At 58.8% G+C, this 17989-nt stretch carries 15 protein-coding genes; 14 read left to right on the top strand and 1 reads right to left on the bottom strand.

Translation table 11 applies throughout. The features are described 5' to 3' along the window. Positions 1–43 precede the first annotated feature (43 nt). The 7 genes from LH464_RS16540 to LH464_RS16510 all read left to right on the top strand — a co-directional run bounded on the left by LH464_RS16540 (position 44) and on the right by LH464_RS16510 (position 9314). Positions 44–2299: an arginine/lysine/ornithine decarboxylase gene (locus tag LH464_RS16540; RefSeq protein ID WP_226787504.1), complete on the top strand. Its 2256-nt coding sequence runs from the start codon at positions 44–46 to the stop codon at positions 2297–2299. A gap of 2 nt (positions 2300–2301) precedes the next feature. After that, on the top strand, positions 2302–4686 hold the full coding sequence (speC, locus tag LH464_RS16535; RefSeq protein WP_226787574.1) for an ornithine decarboxylase: 2385 nt from the start codon (positions 2302–2304) through the stop codon (positions 4684–4686). Next, a complete protein-coding gene (gene potE / locus LH464_RS16530) occupies positions 4683–6041 on the top strand; it encodes a putrescine-ornithine antiporter (RefSeq protein ID WP_226787503.1) in 1359 nt (452 codons plus the stop codon). The genes speC and potE overlap by 4 nt, the downstream gene beginning before the upstream one ends. A 25-nt stretch (positions 6042–6066) precedes the next feature. Further along, complete coding sequence (locus LH464_RS16525) at positions 6067–6984, top strand: amino acid ABC transporter substrate-binding protein (RefSeq protein ID WP_226787502.1); 918 nt, start codon at positions 6067–6069, stop codon at positions 6982–6984. 86 nt (positions 6985–7070) lie between these two features. Then, the gene (cax, locus tag LH464_RS16520) at positions 7071–8216 is read left to right on the top strand and encodes a calcium/proton exchanger (RefSeq protein WP_226787501.1); all 1146 of its coding nucleotides are present in this window, start codon (positions 7071–7073) and stop codon (positions 8214–8216) included. A 95-nt stretch (positions 8217–8311) separates the two neighbouring features. Next, positions 8312–8890 (top strand): VIT family protein, encoded by a 579-nt coding sequence (locus tag LH464_RS16515; protein WP_226787500.1) that lies wholly within the window; start codon positions 8312–8314, stop codon positions 8888–8890. A 208-nt stretch (positions 8891–9098) separates the two neighbouring features. Next, on the top strand, positions 9099–9314 hold the full coding sequence (locus tag LH464_RS16510; RefSeq protein WP_226787499.1) for a hypothetical protein: 216 nt from the start codon (positions 9099–9101) through the stop codon (positions 9312–9314). A 44-nt stretch (positions 9315–9358) separates the two neighbouring features. Here the strand turns inward: LH464_RS16510 and LH464_RS16505 are convergent, their stop codons facing one another. After that, positions 9359–10078: a Crp/Fnr family transcriptional regulator gene (locus LH464_RS16505; RefSeq protein ID WP_226787498.1), complete on the bottom strand. Its 720-nt coding sequence runs from the start codon at positions 10076–10078 to the stop codon at positions 9359–9361. A 498-nt stretch (positions 10079–10576) separates the two neighbouring features. Between LH464_RS16505 and LH464_RS16500 the strand changes: the two genes are divergently transcribed. From LH464_RS16500 to LH464_RS16470, 7 genes are all read left to right on the top strand, one after another. Then, a complete protein-coding gene (locus LH464_RS16500; RefSeq protein ID WP_226787573.1) occupies positions 10577–11551 on the top strand; it encodes a septal ring lytic transglycosylase RlpA family protein in 975 nt (324 codons plus the stop codon). Between the two features lie 67 nt (positions 11552–11618). Next, positions 11619–12782 carry a D-alanyl-D-alanine carboxypeptidase family protein gene (locus LH464_RS16495; RefSeq protein ID WP_390624998.1) on the top strand — a complete coding sequence of 388 codons (1164 nt, stop codon included), beginning with the start codon at positions 11619–11621 and terminating at the stop codon, positions 12780–12782. A 122-nt stretch (positions 12783–12904) separates the two neighbouring features. Then, positions 12905–13585, top strand: coding sequence for a dTMP kinase (gene tmk, locus LH464_RS16490; RefSeq protein WP_226787497.1), 681 nt, complete (start codon positions 12905–12907; stop codon positions 13583–13585). Continuing rightward, positions 13582–14607, top strand: a complete 1026-nt coding sequence (locus LH464_RS16485; RefSeq protein WP_226787496.1) for a DNA polymerase III subunit delta' — start codon at positions 13582–13584, stop codon at positions 14605–14607. Before tmk ends, LH464_RS16485 begins: the two co-directional genes overlap by 4 nt. Positions 14608–14713: 106 nt before the next feature. After that, complete coding sequence (metG, locus tag LH464_RS16480) at positions 14714–16270, top strand: methionine--tRNA ligase (protein ID WP_226787495.1); 1557 nt, start codon at positions 14714–14716, stop codon at positions 16268–16270. A 15-nt stretch (positions 16271–16285) separates the two neighbouring features. Then, entirely contained in the window at positions 16286–17068 is a 783-nt protein-coding gene (locus LH464_RS16475; RefSeq protein ID WP_226787494.1) for a TatD family hydrolase, read from the top strand. Between the two features lie 5 nt (positions 17069–17073). Then, complete coding sequence (locus LH464_RS16470) at positions 17074–17904, top strand: MBL fold metallo-hydrolase (protein WP_226787493.1); 831 nt, start codon at positions 17074–17076, stop codon at positions 17902–17904. Positions 17905–17989: the final 85 nt, after the last annotated feature.

Here is a 17989-nt window from a genome sequence, read left to right as displayed (position 1 = left end):
CCCTGTCGCCGCCTGGGGACAACGGCGGGTTCTGGAGGGACGAATGGAGTTCCTAAAGGCATTTCCGATTGCAGTCATTGACGAGGATTTTGACGGCAAGAGCGCTGCCGGGCGTGGAATGCGCGATCTGGCGGCAGCTATCGAGAGAGAGGGGTTCCGCGTCGTTTCCGGCCTCTCCTACGATGACGCAAGTCGTCTGGTGCATATTTTCAATACGGAATCCTGTTGGCTGGTTTCCGTGGATGGTGTGGAGGACAAAGCCACTCGCTGGCAAGTGCTTGAAGAGGTCTTGAGTGCAAAGCGTCGGAAGAACGACAGGCTGCCAATATTTCTCTTCGGTGATGAGACCACGGCCGAAGATGTACCGTCCGGTGTGCTGCGCCACGCCAATGCCTTCCTGCGCTTGTTTGAGGATTCTGCGGAATTCATGGCCCGCGCAATCGTGCAGGCTGCGAGGAACTACCTCGACAGGCTCCCGCCGCCGATGTTCAAGGCCTTGATGGCCTATACGCTTGAGGGTGCATATTCCTGGCATACGCCGGGTCATGGCGGCGGCGTTGCCTTCCGCAAAAGCCCCGTCGGACAGCTCTTTTATACCTTCTTCGGCGAAAACACGCTCAGGTCCGACATTTCGGTATCAGTCGGCAGCGTCGGTTCATTGCTCGATCATGTCGGTCCGATAGCCGATGGCGAGCGAAATGCTGCACGCATCTTCGGTACCGATGAGACACTGTTCGTTGTCGGCGGCACGTCAACCGCAAACAAGATCGTCTGGCACGGCATGGTCGGGCGAGGGGATCTCGTGCTTTGCGATCGCAATTGCCACAAATCGATCCTGCACTCGCTGATCATGACCGGGGCGACCCCGATATACCTCATTCCGTCACGCAACGGCCTCGGCATCATCGGCCCGATTTCGAAGGACCAGTTCACGCCGCAAGCCATCGGACGAAAGATCGCTGCAAGTCCCTTTGCCGGTCAAACCAGCGGCAAGGTGCGCCTGATGGTCATAACCAATTCCACCTATGACGGGCTTTGCTACAATGTCGATGCCATCAAGACGTCGCTTGGTGATGCGGTCGAAGTACTGCATTTCGACGAGGCCTGGTACGCCTACGCGAACTTCCACGAGTTCTACGATGGCTTCCATGGGATCTCTTCAACTCAGCCGGCACGCTCGCAGAATGCCATTACCTTCGCGACGCACTCGACGCACAAGCTGTTGGCGGCATTCTCCCAAGCATCGATGATCCACATCCAGCATGCGGAGAACAAGCACCTCGACATCACGCGCTTCAACGAAGCTTTCATGATGCACACCTCGACATCACCTCAATATGGCATCATTGCCTCGTGCGATGTCGCGGCTGCCATGATGGAGCAGCCAGCCGGACGCGCTTTGGTGCAGGAGATGATCGACGAGGCGATCAGCTTCCGCCGTGCGATGAACTCGGTACGAAAGCAGATGGACGGATCCTGGTGGTTCGACATTTGGGAACCAACCGTCGCTGAAGCAACGCCAAGCGACAGCCATGACGACTGGGTTCTGAAACCGGATGATGCGTGGCACGGCTTCGCGGATCTCGCTGAAAACCATGTCATGGTCGATCCGATCAAGGTGACGATCCTTTCTCCGGGATTGTCGGCGAATGGCACTCTTCAGGAACACGGAATTCCCGCCGCCGTCGTCACGAGGTTCCTCTCCTCACGCCGCATCGAAATCGAAAAGACCGGACTGTACTCCTTCCTTGTCCTTTTCTCGATGGGGACCACCCGCGGCAAGTGGAGCACTCTCGTCACCGAACTCATCAATTTCAAGGATCTCTATGACGCCAATGCCCCGCTGACACGCGCACTGCCCGCAATCGCGCAAGCCCATCCGGACGCCTATGCAGGGATGGGACTGCGAGACTTGTGCGAGCGCATCCACGAGGTCTACCTCAAGGACGATGTGCCCAAGGCCCAGCGTGAGATGTACACCGTGCTCCCTGAAATGGCATTGCGGCCGGCGGATGCGTACGATCATCTGGTCAAAGGTCAGATCGAGAGCGTCGAGATCGACAATCTCATGAACCGCACCCTTGCTGTGATGATCGTTCCCTATCCGCCTGGTATTCCTTTGATAATGCCCGGCGAGCGGATCACTGAGGCTACCAGATCGATCCAGGACTATCTGCTCTACGCCCGTGAGTTCGACCGGAGATTCCCCGGTTTCGAGACCGACGTTCACGGATTGCGATTTGCGCCCGGGGACGGAGGGCGTCGCTACCTTGTGGACTGCGTTGCGGAGGGACCGTGACGATGATCCCGCGCGATGTGAAGTCTCCCACCGTCGCCATCCCGTTCCACAAGATGCTGAAGGTTGTCGCCGTCGTGGACCGCGACAATCCGCAGATCGATGAGTTGCTCGCGCAGATCGCAGCTGAAAAGTTCGAGGTCGAACTGCGCGAGGACTACACGGCGGATGTGTCGGAAGACGCGTCCGTCGGAGCCTATATCGGCTCCGTCGAAGGCGGGCGGCTGGAGAACGCACGCACCTTTCTTCGTTCCGTTCGTGAAATTGGCTTTCGCACCCCGATCTGGGCGATGGCGGACACTGTGACGATTGCGGATCTCGATGTCGTTGAAATGGCCGGTGAAGTTGATGGTTTCGTATATCTGGGCCAGCAGACGCCGACTTTCTACGCGAAGCAGATCATTTCCAGCCTGATCAGTTACGGAAAGTCGCTGTTGCCTCCATTTTTTGGGGGAATGATGGCTTACGACGGTGAGGCCAACATCGCCTTCGATTGCCCCGGCCATCAAGGGGGGCAATTCTATCGAAAGTCCCCGGCGGGACAGCTCTTTTTTAAGTATTTCGGAGAAAGCATCTTCCGAAACGACCTGTGCAATGCGGATGTGGATCTTGGCGATCTGCTTATCCACGAGGGTCCCGCGGTCGATGCCCAGAAACAGGCGGCGCGCATCTTTGGTGCCGATCGAACCTACTTCATTCTGAACGGCACGAGTACCTCCAACAAAGTGGTGACCAACGCTGTGCTACGAGCTGGCGATCTCGTGCTCTTCGACCGCAACAATCACAAGTCATTGCACCAGGGTGCTCTCGTGCAAGCTGGCGCTATTCCCATTTTTCTTCCGACCGCCCGCAATGCTTTCGGGATGATTGGTGCGGTGGACTGGGACGCCTGGGATGAGAACTGGTTGCGCGAGAAGATCGCGACGCATCCGCTGATTGCCGACAAGGATCGCGCCAAAGTCCACAGACCCTTCCGCCTCGCTTGCATCCAGCTCGCCACCTATGACGGAACTATCTACAACGTGCGTCAGGTGATGGAGAAGATCGGCCATCTCTGTGACTACGTGCTCTGGGATGAGGCATGGATCGGATACAACGCGTTTCATCCCCTTTTCGAGGGCCGCAGCCCCATGCGGCTCGATGATCTGTCGGCAGACATGCCCGGCCTGTTCTCAACCCAGTCGGTTCACAAGCAGGGCGCGGGTTTTTCACAGGCGTCCCAGATTCACAAACGGGACGAACACATCCGGGATCAGAGCAGATTTATCGAGCACAAGCGCTTCAACGAATCCCTGTTGATGAATGTGTCGACGTCCCCCTTTTATCCGCTGTTTGCTTCGCTTGACGTCAACGCCAAGATTCACGAGGGCAAGGCAGGGGAGATGCTCTGGGATCGCTGTATCGCATTGGGCATTGAGGTGCGCAAGAAGTTCCGAAGCTTCGTGAAGCACTACGAAACCAATGCAGCAGATCCTGAGGATCAGTGGTTCTTCGATCCCTTCGTGCCGGATACAGTTACAGTGACGGGCTCACCCCATGTCAGCGATGTCGTTGATATGCCTTGGGAGGATATCTCCACCGATGTGCTGAAGAAAGAGCCGCAGTGCTGGCATTTCGATCCGGACGCTAAATGGCATGGCTACACAGGTTATGCTTCCGGCTACACCATGGTGGATCCCAACAAGCTGACGCTGCTAACACCCGGTATCGACCGGAAGACGGGCGAGTATCGTAACTTCGGCATCCCCGCGACGGTCGTCGCAAACTATCTACGTGAGCAGCGGGTGGTGCCGGAAAAGTGCGACCTTAACAGCCTGCTCTTCCTCCTCACGCCAGCAGAAGACGAAAGCAAGCTGAATACGCTTGTGGCGAAGCTGGTGAAGTTCAAGAACCTCTGGGATCGGGATGCCTCATTGCAGGAGGTGTTGCCAACCGTCTTCGCTGCAAACCGCGAGCGTTATGCCGGCTATACATTGCGGCAGGTTTGCAACGAGATGCACTCCTTCTACCGGACCGCTGGTGTCAAACAACTTCAGCGACTGTGCTTCCGTTCAGAAAGTTTTCCGGAACCGGCGATGTCACCCAAGCTTGCCTATGAAGCGCTGGTTGCCAACAATGTCGACTACGTGCCGCTCTCGGAAGCCGCAGGTCGCATCTCTGCTACCCTGGCACTGATATATCCGCCGGGTATCGGCGTGATTGTTCCGGGCGAACGCTGGGACGATCGGGCGCGCGCGATGCGTGAGTACTTCCTGGCTTTCGAAGAGTCGTTCAACCGCTTCCCCGGCTTCAACTACGAGGTGCAGGGCGTCTTCCAGGAGCGCGTTGATGGGCGGGTAAAATTCCACACGTATGTCGTACGCGAGCAAGATGAGAGGATCTCGTCATGACCGATAACACCATGCATCTCGCGAAAGAGGCCTCCGGCAAGAAAAAGATGAACTTGATGCAGCTGACCTTCATCGTTGCCGTGAATATGATGGGGTCTGGGATTATTATGCTGCCAGCCAACATGGCTCAGGTCGGCGCGATTTCGCTACTTTCCTGGCTGGTAACGGCTCTCGGTTCGATGGCGATCGCCTATGGTTTTGCTCAGGCTGGACTATTCAATCAACGTCCTGGCGGAATGTCCGCCTATGCGGAAGACGCCTACGGGAAGGATGGTTACTTCCTGGTGTTCTTCCTCTACTTCCTGTCGCTCGCAATCGGCAATGTCGCCATTGGCATCTCTGCGGTAGGCTATCTGGCCGGGTTTTTTCCGGCTTTGACTTCGACGCCTATCATGACTTGCCTGGCGTTGATTGTTCTGCTCTGGCTGACGACAGCAGCAAATTTCGGTGGACCGCGCATTACCGGCCGGATTGGATCGATCACGGTGTGGGGTGTCATCATCCCTGTCGGGTTGCTGTCGATCATCGGTTGGTTCTGGTTCAGTTCCAGCACGTTTGCCGCTGCCTGGAATCCCAATGGGCTCACGCTGGGGCAGGGGATGGGATCCAGCATTTCTTTGACACTCTGGGCCTTTCTCGGCATGGAGTCGGCGGCTCAGAATTCGGACGCAGTGGAAAATCCGAAGCGTGACGTCCCCCTCGCGTGCATGTTCGGCACACTGGGGGCCGCAGTAATCTACATCCTGTCGACGACGGTCATTCAGGGGATCGTGCCAAATGCCGATCTCGCTGTGTCGACAGGGCCATTCGCGCTCGCTTATGCGACCATGTTCAATTCGACGATTGGCTCGGTGATTATGGCACTGGCCGTGCTTGCCTGCCTCGGCTCCCTTCTGGGCTGGCAGTTCACCATTGCGCAAACCGCACGCACGGCGGCGCAGGAAAGGATGTTCCCTGCGGTGTTCTCTCGCGTGAACGAGATGGGCGCGCCCGTCCACGGCATGATTATCCTCGGCATCGTCCAGACATGCCTGGCGCTCATGACCATTTCACCGACCTTGAACGAGCAGTTTTCAGCCCTGGTTAACCTCGCTGTCGTGACGAACGTGCTGCCTTACATCATCGCGCTCTCAGCGCTGTTCGTCATGATGAAGACCGCAGGCGTATCCCAGGCGAAGTATCGCCTGACTGCCTTCGTGGCGACGGTTGGCATGCTCTACAGCGTCTTTGCCATCTACGCCTCGGGTAAGGATGCTGTCCTCGGCGGCATGATGGTGACAGGGATTGGTTTCATCATTTACGGCTGGATTTCGCCGCGCTTTACGGGCGGCGTGAGCCGACAGCCTGTCGCTTGAAGAGGATGCTCCAGGAGGACCCGCCATGCCAAGTACAAGAAACCCATGGATCGGCGTCGCGGTTACAGCGCTGGCCGCAGTGCTCGCACAAGCTATGTGGACGCCCAGTTACGCGCAGACATTGGATCGTATCCGTAGCTCCGGCATGGTGAAGTTCGGCTACGAGCCGGACGCGAGACCGTTCTCGTTTGCGAATGACCAGGGGACACCCGATGGATACGCGGTGGCCCTCTGCAACCAAATAGCCGACAACTTGAAAAAGGATGTCCCGCAGCTGAAGGTGGAGTGGATCTCGGTCGGCGAAGCCCGGCACCGTGCAGTCCAGGATGGAGTGGTCGATCTTGTCTGTGGCGCAGAGCCTGTAACGCTTACGCGAAGACAGGAAGTCTCGTTTTCCATCTCGATTTTCCCCAGTGGAACTGGTGCATTGTTGAGCACGAGTGCGCCACTGGCTCTCCTTGAGGTTCTGGAGTTCGGGGAGCCATCAATCCGGCCCGTCTGGCGCGGTTCTCCGGCACGCACCGTCCTTGAGAACAAGACGTTCTCAGCAGTTGCCGGCACAACAAGCGAGCAATGGCTGTCGGAGAGGATCAATACTTTCCATCTCGCGGCGACAGCCAAGTCGGTGGATGGCTACCAGCAAGGCATCGACGGTGTGATCGATGGCAGTTCGGCCGCGCTGTTCGGGGATATGCCTGTGCTCATGGACGCATCAGCTCGTAGTGAAAACTCGGGCAATCTGGTTGTTCTGAAACGCCATTTCACCTACGAGCCGCTTGGCTTGGAATTGTCCCGCGGAGACGAGGACTTCCGGTTGACCGTCGATCGCGCCTTGAGTGAGATGTATCGGTCACCGGGTTTTCGGTTGTTCTTCACGACCTGGTTCGGTCCGCCGGACGATGCGATCGTAACCTTTTTCCGACAGACGGCCCTGCCAGAGTAGATTTTGCACGATGCTGCCGCCAATCGGGGCTCGTAGATTGAGGCGGTGATCTACAGATCTGCTCTCCTGCTGAGGAGGAGGATCCGATGCGAAACCTTGAGGAGGAGAGTTCCATCGCGTCCCCGCGTGCTGGAATCGAAGTTGTCTTGGCCGAGGTGCGACGAAACCCCCTCTTTGCCCTCATAGTCTTCGTGCCTCTCGTTATCGTCTTGGAACAGGTCTCGCCAGAGGCGCATACCTGGTTGTTTTTCCTCTCGGTGGCCGCCATCGTTCCGCTGGCAGCGCTACTGAGCCGCGCGACCGAATCGGTGGCAGCGAAGACCGGGGATGCCGTTGGAGGCCTCCTCAACGCCACGCTCGGTAATCTGACTGAGCTCGTTATCTCGCTCGCTGCACTGCAGGCCGGACAATACCTGCTGGTCAAGGCTTCGATCGCGGGCGCGATCGTCACCAATACCCTTTTCATGCTGGGTGGGTCGTTTCTTCTTGGCGGGCTCAAACATCATCTGCAGGAGTTCAACAGGGTCAATGCGCGTTTTCAGGCGAGCCTTCTGTTCCTGGCAACGATAGCCATTCTGGTGCCCTCGCTTGTCAGTGAGGGGGAGAGTGCGTCTGCCGCAGCACTTTCCCAGCAGCTTAGCCTGGGCTTGGCGATCTTGCTCATCGCCGTCTACGGACTCGGCATGCTGTTTTCCCTGAAGACCCACAAGGAGCTGTTTACCAGCGTCAATCACGCGACAGCGGAAGAAAAATCATGGCCCGTTTCGGTGGGTGTTACCTTGTTGATTGTCATCACGCTCCTGGTCGCGATGGTGAGTGAGATCTTCGTGGGCTCCGTCCAGATTGCCGCTCAACATCTTGGGATGACGCCCGCGTTCGTCGGCTTTATTGTCGTCGCTCTTGTGGGAGGGGCCGCGGAGATGACAAGTGCCTTCTCTGCCGCGCGCTCAAACCGCCTTGATCTCAGCGTCGGCATTGCGTTGGGCAGTGCGGCGCAAATCGCTCTTTTCGTTGCCCCGGTAATGGTGCTTGTCAGCTATTTTTTAGGGCCGGAACCGATGTCCCTGCAATTCTGGCCCGGGGCGGTCACGATGATGCTGATCGCCACGATGTCGGCGTCCATGCTGTCCAATAGTGGGCAAGCAGCATGGTATGCGGGCGTCATGGCCCTGGCGGTCTATGCCATTTTTGGCCTTACCCTGTTTCTGCTGCCACCCGGAGCGGCGCAATGAACCACACGCGGGCCGACGATCAGGGTGCAAAGCGGCTATTCCGCGCAATTCTCAACCCCGTCGACCGCTCGAGCGAGATCCTGTTCGGATTGATCATGGTCATGACATTCACGAACTCCCTCAGCGCTACAGAAGCCGAACGCGCGGACGTTCGGGTCATGCTGATTGGCGCTCTCGGCTGCAATCTTGCGTGGGGAATCATCGATGCGGTGATGTTCCTCATGAATTCCATGGCTGAGCGCAAGCTGAACGAGCGAACAGTTCATCTGGCGCGGGCCGCTGACAATCCGGGCACCGGGCGCGGCATTGTGGCGGAGGCGCTGCCCAGCATTGTGCTGCCTGCGCTTTCGGCCGATGACCTGGATCGTATCAGGTTGTACTTGGTGGGTTTGCCTGAAGACAAAGTGCGTGCGCGGGTTAACGCAATGGATCTTGCCGGCGCGCTCGGTGTATTTCTTCTTGTATTCTTGTGCACCTTTCCTGTCGTGGCTCCATTCATCATCATAACGGACGCCATGCTTGCGGTCAGTGTCTCCAACACGATTGCTTGCGGGCTGTTGTTTTTGACGGGGTACTCCCTGGGGCGTCACTATGGCCACCCGTTCCGTGTCGGCTTTTCAATGGTCGCCGCCGGGTTGGTGCTGGTTGCCATAGCGTCCGCACTGGGCGGGTGACCAAGCCCGTGCAGTCGCGCGCTTTGTTTCAGCAGGGCACAGCGCCGCGATTTCACCATGCAGGGACATAGGATGCGCCAGCAAAGCTCTGGTGGTGCTTGGAGGCTCAGTCCGCCAAAGCACATCCATCAGCCGTTACTAAATCTCGCACTATTGCCGCCGCTAAAAGTGGTTATGTTTAACCATCGGGAACAATGGGAGTAGGGCGATGAAGATGGACTTCGTTGAAGTAAATCAGCAAAACGACAATTTCATCGTTCGTGTCGTGGAGAACGGCGTCTCCAGCGAAAAAATATTCACGGTCGAGGGGCAGGCGTATTTCTGGGCAGACGGTCAAAGTCTCAGACTAGGCTTGCCTATGGTGAAAGAAATTTTCGCGGCAGATCAGCAGCAGGAGATGGCTCGGGATTTGGTCCCAGCCTGATCGCTCCTCTTGCGACGAGGCATCACCGCGCCTAGCGACAGCCTCTAGCGCGGCTCGACCCAGAGATTGAGATAGAGCGGATCGAACTCCGCCAGGCTGCTCAACCGGTCCCAGTCAAGGATTGTGATGATCTGGTTCACCCAGGAGATCAGTCCCTCGCGCCGCATGGTCTGAATAACGCGATTCATATGGACCAGCGACAATCCCATGACGTCAGCCATCTCCCCTTGTGAAAGGGGGAAGGCAAAGCTCTGTCCATCAACGCGATCGACCACTTTCAGGCGCGAGTAAAGCTCGCACAGGATGTGGGCGAGATGTGACGACTTCGAACGACGCCCCATGGCGACAATCCATGACCGGGTGATTGAGCCGTGTATGAGCGTATCGAGCCACAGCATTCGGGAAAGGTGCGGCGCATTCTCCGTGATGGCCTTGAGTTCAGGATGCTCGGCAAGCGCGACGCGGCAAGGGGAGAGGGCGACAATGCCATGGTCCATGGTCTTCATCATGAAGGCGTGAAGGTCGACGAAGTCACCAGGCACGTGAAGCGCTGTTATTTGGCGAGTACCATCTTCGGTGAGCTTGTAGCGAGCGGCAAAGCCCTCGACGATCAGCGTGCTGGTTCCGGGACGTGACCCATCCGCCACGATGTCTTCACCCTTGGCGAAGCGTCGTTCCTTCCTCAGCACTTTCTGCAGCAGGGTTCTTTCGTCTGCCGATAGAACATCTCTGTGCTCAAGGTTCTTAAAGAGAGGATCGATCACTCAGTATTCCTTCCTGGCTCGCCGTTGGGTCCACTCTTCCGGACACGGTCGTCGGCAACCTTACCCAACACAACACCCAAGCAGGGAACAAGGTTGCCTTGATCGGACGGTGAACGACATGGGCAGATCGTTCATGCGCGAGGAGCGCCCTTACCGGTCGAGGGCGAATCGGCGTCGATGTCCGCGAGGAGCAGCTGCAACCTGTGCTCGGTGGCTCCCTCGACTTCCGGACCGGATGGTGACAGCAGGCGGTGCCGCGCTTTACGAAGCATTAACCACGCCGGGAAGAATTCAAAATAACCCCCAGAAATTGTTCGCATTTTCGCCATTTTGAAAAGAAAAGTCGGCAGCATTGCGGGGTCGATCGCTGAGTGGGCGTCGGCGGAAGGCAATGGCTGCGAAAGGCGGATGCGCGCAGCCGGTGATTGTTAGGGGCATACGAGTTTGAAATTTAGCGGTGGCAAGCTTTCGCGTCCGGCAAGATGGCTCGGGTTGACTATGGTATGCGTGAGCGTGGCATCCTGCGCCAGCACGCCGGAACCCAAATCGAAGCCACGGAGCAAGGAATATTTCTCAGAGAAGGAATACGGCGTCAAAGCCAGCCCTCGCATGGTTTCCGAGGGCAAGCCCGTGCCGAAGGGTGGCGGCCGATTCATGGTCGGCAAGCCTTACCAGGTTAAAGGCAAGACCTACGTTCCGTCGGAAGATCCTGACTATAACAAAAGCGGCCTGGCGTCGTGGTATGGCTCCGCCTTCCATGGCCGGGTGACCGCCAACGGCGAAGTCTATGACAAGGGACATCTGTCCGCCGCGCATCCGACATTCCCGCTTCCCAGCTACGCGCGCGTGACGAATGTCGAGACCGGCTCATCGGTCATCGTGCGCGTCAACGACCGCGGTCCGTTTCATCCTGGTCGTATCATAGACGTCTCGTCGAAGACCGCCGACCTTCTGGACATGAAGCGCACCGGTACCGCGAACGTGAACGTGCAATATGTCGGCAGGGCCCGCATGGACGGCCACGACATGCCGTATCTGATGGCTTCCTACCTTCGCAAGGGCGACCGCATGCCTTCGGTTCAGCCGGAAGGGCAGATCGCCACGGGCGTGATGGTGGCTTCGAACGAGCCACTTGGAGACCAGCTTCAAAACTATGGATCCCGCGTTCCGACGCCGATTGCCCTCAATGGATCGACGCCAAGTGGCCCGGCAGTGCCATCCGGTCAGGCTTTTCAGGCACTCGGTGTGCTAACGGAATTCGCGGTCCTGCCGGAAGTCGGGCCGATGCCCGCAGAGCGGCCGGGCTACGGCCTGGCTGGAACGACAGGCAGCCTGTCTTCCGCCTACGTGGTAGAGCCTGTATCGTCCATCGATCTCGTGTTCGATGCCGTCATGGTGCGAAACGACGGGTTGACGGAACGGTCGATCCTTTCCTATGCGGAGCGGCAGGCAGCCAAAAAAACAGGACAGTGACCGAAACGCGATTGTCGGTCCTGTCCCATATTGATACGCCTGACGCTTCATCGTGCATGGGGCGATCATGAAGTTCTTGTTCTTTGTTTTTCTGGCCGTTCTGCAAATGGGGGTGGCTCAAACAGCCGCCCAGACGCAGCATGCTGCCGTCGCTTTCGCGACCAAGGCCAGGCAGGCATATCTGGTTGAGGCGAAGACCGGCACCGTTCTGCTGGCGGTCAACGAGAACCAGGCATTTCCTCCGGCATCGCTTGCCAAGCTGATGGCCATGGAAGTCGTCTTCAGTGCCCTGAAACGGGGCGATATCAGCGGGGAAACAGTGTTTCCGGTGAGCGAACATGCCTGGCGTACAGGCGGCGCTCCCTCAGGCACGACCACGATGTTCGCAGCGCTCAACTCGCGGATGCGGGTGGACGACCTTGTCCGTGGCGTCATCATCCAGAATGCCAATGATGCCTGCATCATCCTTGCCGAAGGGATCAGCGGTTCGGAAGGCGAGTTTGCGGCACGCATGACCGCACGTGCCAAGGACCTCGGCTTCGGGCGCTCGAACTTCGGCAATGCGACAGGCCTTCCTGACGCGAAGAGCGTCACCACGGCACGCGATCTCGTCGAGCTGGCACGGCATATTCACCGGGAATATCCGGAATATTATCCGCTGTATTCACAGCCCGACTTCGAGTGGAACAAGATATTCCAACGCAACAAGAACCCGTTGCTGGGCCTCAACATGGGCGTTGATGGACTGGGCGCGGGATTTGCGGAAGGCACCGGCTATGCGTTGACGGCCTCGGTCGCGCACGATGGAACTCGCTTGTTCCTGGCTCTCGGCGGGCTTGCCAGCGACAAGGAGAGACTTGAGGAAAGCCGCCGTATCCTCGAATGGGGCTTGTCTTCGTTCGAAACCAAGGTCCTGTTTAGGGCAGGGGAGGTCGTCGGGCAGGCGAGCGTCTACGGCGGCGATCACCGGTACGTCGATCTCATCGCCAGGGAACCGATCGATATCTATCTTCCCACCAACAACCCGGAAAGGCTGACCGGCCGGATCGTCTACCACTGGCCGTTGCGGGCTCCCGTTTCCGAGGGGCAGCAGGTTGGTACGCTGCGGATCCTTTCCGGCGACAGGCTTGTTCGTGAAGTTGAATTGGTGACCTCTCAGCAGATCGGGACAGGCAGCCTTAGCTCGCGAGCCACAGACGCATTGCTGGAGCTCATGTTCTTCTGGCTGTAAACTCTTGACGGTTCCATGCCGCGGCCACTTGCGGTAAAGCGATGGCCTCGGGACCATCTTCGGATACGTCCATCAATGTGATGAGCAAAAATAGCTCCATAAGCGTGAAGAGCTTAACCGGTTTGGCAAAACGACCAGGATTGTTTGTAACGTTCGAAGGCGGCGAAGGGGCAGGGAAGTCCACCCAGATTCGTCACCTGGCAGATTCGCTGCGTCGTCGCGGACACGACGTTCTCGTGACCCGGGAACCGGGCGGTTCGCCGGGTGCCGAGGCCGTGCGCCATGTGATTCTTTCGGGTGCGGCCGAGGAGTTCGGCGTGCGCATGGAGGCGATCCTGTTTGCGGCTGCCCGCAACGATCATGTGGAAGAGGTCATTCGTCCCGCTCTCCAGGCAGGCGTCATCGTGCTTTGCGATCGCTTCATGGATTCCTCCCGTGTCTACCAGGGGGTAACCGGCAATCTCGAGGCAGACTATCTGGAAGCCTTGCAAAGGGTCGCAGTGGCCGGCGTTGTCCCTGACTGCACGATCATCATGGACCTGTCCGCCGAAAAGGGCCTTGCGCGTGCCAGAAGCCGCGGTGGCGATGCGGCTCCCGATCGATTCGAAAGGGAAGAGGTGCAGACGCACGAGAAACGCAGAGAGGCCTATCTCGAGATTGCAGCAGCCGATCCGGGCCGGTGTCATGTCGTGGATGCCGACCGCGCTTCCGATGATATTGCGAAGGACATCCTTGCGATCGTCGAGCCTCTTGCTGGTCCGGAAAGCTCCAGCGTTCCCAATGACGTGGAAACGGTCGAATGAGTGAAGAAGCGCATGTGCTGGACGGTGCCATCGCGCCGGCGCGCAACACGCATCTCTTCGGGCACCAGCAGGCGGAAGCCTTCCTCGCCCGCAGCTATCGCTCCGGGAAGGGCCACCACGCCATTCTGATCGAAGGTCCTGAAGGGATCGGCAAGGCGACGCTTGCATTTCGTTTCGCCAATCACGTGCTGTCGCATCCCGATCCTGCGACAGCGCCTGACCACCTTGCTCCGCCGGATCCAGAATCCACCGTCAGCCGTCAGATCGCTTCCGGCGCCTCGCACAACTTGCTGCATCTCGCGAGACCGGTGGACGAGAAGACCGGCCGGACAAAGACGGCAATCACAATCGACGAGGTGAGGCGCGCGGGACACTTTTTCTCGCAGACGTCGGGCACCGGAAATTGGCGTATCGTTATCATCGACCCGGCCGACGACCTCAACCGGAACGCCGCGAACGCAATCCTCAAGATCCTCGAAGAGCCCCCGAAGAGGGCAATGTTCCTCGTCCTCTCCCATGCTCCGGGGAAACTGCTGCCGACCATCCGTTCCCGTTGCCAGCCGCTGCGCCTGTCACCGCTCGCAGACGCTGATCTCCTGTGCTCCCTTGAAGCATTGAGGATTCCTATCGATGGGGGAAAGACACAGGAAACGGTGCTGGCGATGTCCAAGGGCAGCGTTTCCCAGGCGCTCAAGCTTCTGAACTACGGTGGGGCAGACATAGTCACCGCCTTCAACGAGGTGTTGACGGCGGATGGACCTGCCGCACGCAAGGCGATGCATCGCCTGGCGGATGTCCTGTCCGCGAAAGACAGCGACGTCGTCTTCGGGTTCTTCCTCAACCATCTCGGCGACCACCTGATGGAACGCGCGCGGCAGACCGCGCTCTCGGGTGATCTCCCAACCGCCGACCGGCTGGCGCGGGTGGCCGGCGAAATCACCGAGAAGATCAACGTCTCGCAGGCCTACAACCTGGATCGCAAACAGACCATTCTATCCATTCTGCAGGCGGCGCGCGCCTGAAGCCGAGGCTGGTGCGCGGGGCAGGGTATTCGAACTGTGGGTTTCGCTGGTGGCAAACATGCGCTAAGAGCGGCTTGACAAATTTTACAATTTTGAGTGCCCGCCGATGCCGAACAAGACGCCCTATTACATCACGACCGCGATCTCCTACCCGAACGGCAAGCCGCATATCGGCCATGCCTATGAACTGATCGCGACCGATGCGATGGCGCGCTTCCAGCGTCTCGACGGGAAGGATGTCTTCTTCCTGACAGGCACCGACGAACACGGCCAGAAGATGCAGCAGACGGCGAAGGCGGAAGGCATTGCGCCGGAGGCGCTGGCCGAGCGCAATTCCAACGAATTCCGCGAGATGGGCAAGCTGCTCAATGCATCGAACGACGACTTCATCCGCACGACGGAGCCGCGGCACCATGAGGCGTCCAAGGACATCTGGAACCGCATGGCCGCCAATGGCGACGTCTACAAGGACAGCTATGCCGGATGGTATTCGGTCCGGGACGAGGCCTACTACCAGGAAGGCGAAACCGAGCTTCGCGGGGACGGTGTGCGTTATGGGCCGCAGGGAACGCCTGTCGAGTGGGTGCAGGAGGAGAGCTACTTCTTCAAGCTCTCCGCCTATGAGGACAAGCTCCTCAAGCTCTACGAAGAGCAGCCGGATTTCATCGGGCCTGCCGAACGCCGCAACGAGGTGATCTCGTTCGTGAAGTCGGGCTTGAAGGACCTGTCGATTTCCCGCACCACTTTCGACTGGGGCATCAAGGTTCCGAACGATCCGGCGCACGTGATGTATGTTTGGGTCGACGCCCTGACCAACTACATCACCGCCACCGGCTATCTGGAAGACCAGACCGGCCCGCGGGCGAAATACTGGCCAGCCGACGTGCACATCATCGGCAAGGACATCATCCGCTTCCACGCCGTCTACTGGCCTGCATTCCTGATGTCAGCCGGACTGCCGCTGCCCAAGCGCGTCTTCGCCCATGGCTTCCTGCTCAACAAGGGCGAGAAGATGTCGAAGTCGCTCGGCAACGTCGTCGATCCGGTCAATCTTGTGAACCATTTCGGGCTCGACCAGGTCCGCTACTTCTTCCTGCGCGAAGTGTCGTTTGGCCAGGACGGCAGCTATAGCGAGGAAGGTATCGGCATCCGCATCAATGCGGATCTCGCCAACGGAATCGGCAATCTTGCCAGCCGGTCGCTATCGATGATCGTCAAGAATTGCGACGGCCAGATCCCGCAGCCGGGTGAACTCACCGACGAGGACAAGGCCATGCTGGCCGCCGCCGACGGACTGCTGGCGATCTCCCGCGAGGAGATGGACAAGCAGATGATCCACAAGGCGCTGGCAGCCATCATTGCTGTCGTGTCGGAAACCGACCGCTACTTTGCCGGCCAGGAGCCCTGGGCGCTGAAAAAGACCGACCCGGAACGCATGGGCACTGTGCTCTACGTGACAGCCGAAGTCGTCCGCCAGATCGCCATCCTGCTGCAGCCTTACATGCCGCAGTCAACGGCGAAGCTGCTCGACCTGGTTGCAGCGCCTGCCGACAAGCGTGATTTCGCGGCGCTGGGCGAGGCCGGGCGTCTCGTGCCGGGAACGCCGCTTGAGACGCCGACGCCGGTTTTCCCACGCTATGTCGCCCCCGAGGCAACCGCCTGAAACTGAAGTACTGACATGCTGATCGATACCCACTGCCATCTGGATTTCCCCGATTTCGACGCCGAGCGCGACGAGTTGATCGCCCGTGCCCATCGATCCGGCGTCATGCAGATGGTGACGATATCGACGCGCGTCCGGAAGCTGGAAGGTCTTCTGGCGCTTGTCGAGCGCTATCCGTCCGTCTTCTGCTCCGTCGGCACGCATCCGAACAATGCCGATGAGGAGCTGGATATCACGGCCGACGAGCTTGTGAGGCTGGCCCAGAGCCACGAGAAGATCGTGGCGATCGGCGAAGCGGGGCTCGACTATTTCTATGATACGCAGAAGCCGGAGGATCAGCAGACGGGCTTGCGGCGGCACATTGAGGCATCGCGGCGGACGCAGCTTCCGTTGGTGATCCACAGCCGTAGCGCCGACGAGGACATGGCGGCCATCCTGAGGGAAGAAAGCGGGAAGGGGGCCTTCCCCTTTATCCTGCACTGCTTCTCGTCGGGGCCTGAGCTGGCCCGCATCGGCGTCGAACTGGGCGGCTACATTTCCTTCTCCGGGATACTGACATTCCCCAAGTCGCAAGAACTGCGCGACATTGCCAAGACTGTCCCGCACGACCGACTGCTGGTGGAAACCGACGCGCCGTATCTGGCGCCCAAGACATGGCGCGGAAAGCGCAACGAGCCTTCCTATGTCGTCAATACGGCCGAAGTTCTCGCCGAGACGCTTGGATTGAGCTTCCAGGCGATGGCGCAGATAACCACAGAAAACGCATTTAGGCTCTTCAGCAAGATGCCGAGGCTCTGATCGGCATGCGTTATCGCCGCCGCTTCACGATCGTCGGCTGCGCGTCATCTCCGGGCGTTCCACGGATCAACGGAGACTGGGGTGCCTGCAACCCCGACAATCCGCGCAACCGCCGCACGCGGGCAGCATTCCTCGTCGAACAGTTTGCAGCCGATGGCGGCTGCACGACCATCGTCGTCGATACAGGCCCGGACTTCCGCGAACAGATGATCGCCGCAAAAGTCCGGCGCGTGGATGCGGTTCTCTATACGCATGCGCATGCGGACCATGTCCACGGGATCGACGATCTGCGGGGATATTACACTCAGCAGCGTCACCGCATACCGATCTATGCGGACGCGTTGACCATGGAGCGGATCCGCCAGGGCTTTGCCTATTGCCTGGAAACGCCGCCCGGCGGCAATTACCCGCCAATCGTCGAGCCGCACGTGATCCGTTCGATGGCCGAGCCGACCATCATCGATGGCGCTGGCGGTCCGATATCAGTGCTGGCGCATCGCCAGGTTCACGGCGACATCTATTCGCTCGGCTTCCGTTTCGGCGGTGTCGCGTACTGCAGCGACGTGAGCGACTTTCCGGCGGAAAGCCTGCCGCGTCTTGAAGGTCTCGACGTGCTGGTCATCGACGCGCTGCAGCACCATCATCATCCGAGCCATCTTTCGCTCGATCAGGCGCTTGAGTGGATCGGCAGACTGGTGCCACGACAGGCGGTTCTGACGCACATGCACATTCCGCTGGACTATGATGCCGTCATGGAGGCTACGCCGAGCCACGTGCAGCCGGCCTATGACGGTATGAGCTTCGAGGTCGAGATCGAAGTACCGGTCAGTATCTGATGCATAGCATGAGAAGCCGTCTGCAAGCCGCTGGGATACAAATGATACGCACATGTTCCATAATCTATCTTATGCGATATTTGTT

The organism is Pseudorhizobium xiangyangii (assembly GCF_020531965.1).
Lineage (GTDB): Bacteria > Pseudomonadota > Alphaproteobacteria > Rhizobiales > Rhizobiaceae > Neorhizobium > Neorhizobium xiangyangii.
Note: the sequence above shows the minus strand (reverse complement) of the source record. Positions and strands in the feature narration are given on the sequence as shown.

Bases quoted from the DNA above. Each gene is read 5' to 3' on its own strand.
- LH464_RS16475 (WP_226787494.1), top strand. From the start codon at position 16,286: ATGCTGATCGATACCCACTGCCATCTGGATTTCCCCGATTTCGACGCC.
- cax (WP_226787501.1), top strand. From the start codon at position 7,071: ATGCGAAACCTTGAGGAGGAGAGTTCCATCGCGTCCCCGCGTGCTGGA.
- speC (WP_226787574.1), top strand. From the start codon at position 2,302: ATGATCCCGCGCGATGTGAAGTCTCCCACCGTCGCCATCCCGTTCCAC.
- metG (WP_226787495.1), top strand. From the start codon at position 14,714: ATGCCGAACAAGACGCCCTATTACATCACGACCGCGATCTCCTACCCG.
- LH464_RS16540 (WP_226787504.1), top strand. From the start codon at position 44: ATGGAGTTCCTAAAGGCATTTCCGATTGCAGTCATTGACGAGGATTTT.
- LH464_RS16485 (WP_226787496.1), top strand. From the start codon at position 13,582: ATGAGTGAAGAAGCGCATGTGCTGGACGGTGCCATCGCGCCGGCGCGC.
- LH464_RS16525 (WP_226787502.1), top strand. From the start codon at position 6,067: ATGCCAAGTACAAGAAACCCATGGATCGGCGTCGCGGTTACAGCGCTG.
- LH464_RS16495 (WP_390624998.1), top strand. From the start codon at position 11,619: ATGAAGTTCTTGTTCTTTGTTTTTCTGGCCGTTCTGCAAATGGGGGTG.
- LH464_RS16510 (WP_226787499.1), top strand. From the start codon at position 9,099: ATGAAGATGGACTTCGTTGAAGTAAATCAGCAAAACGACAATTTCATC.
- LH464_RS16515 (WP_226787500.1), top strand. From the start codon at position 8,312: ATGGTCATGACATTCACGAACTCCCTCAGCGCTACAGAAGCCGAACGC.
- LH464_RS16500 (WP_226787573.1), top strand. From the start codon at position 10,577: ATGGTATGCGTGAGCGTGGCATCCTGCGCCAGCACGCCGGAACCCAAA.
- potE (WP_226787503.1), top strand. From the start codon at position 4,683: ATGACCGATAACACCATGCATCTCGCGAAAGAGGCCTCCGGCAAGAAA.
- LH464_RS16470 (WP_226787493.1), top strand. From the start codon at position 17,074: ATGCGTTATCGCCGCCGCTTCACGATCGTCGGCTGCGCGTCATCTCCG.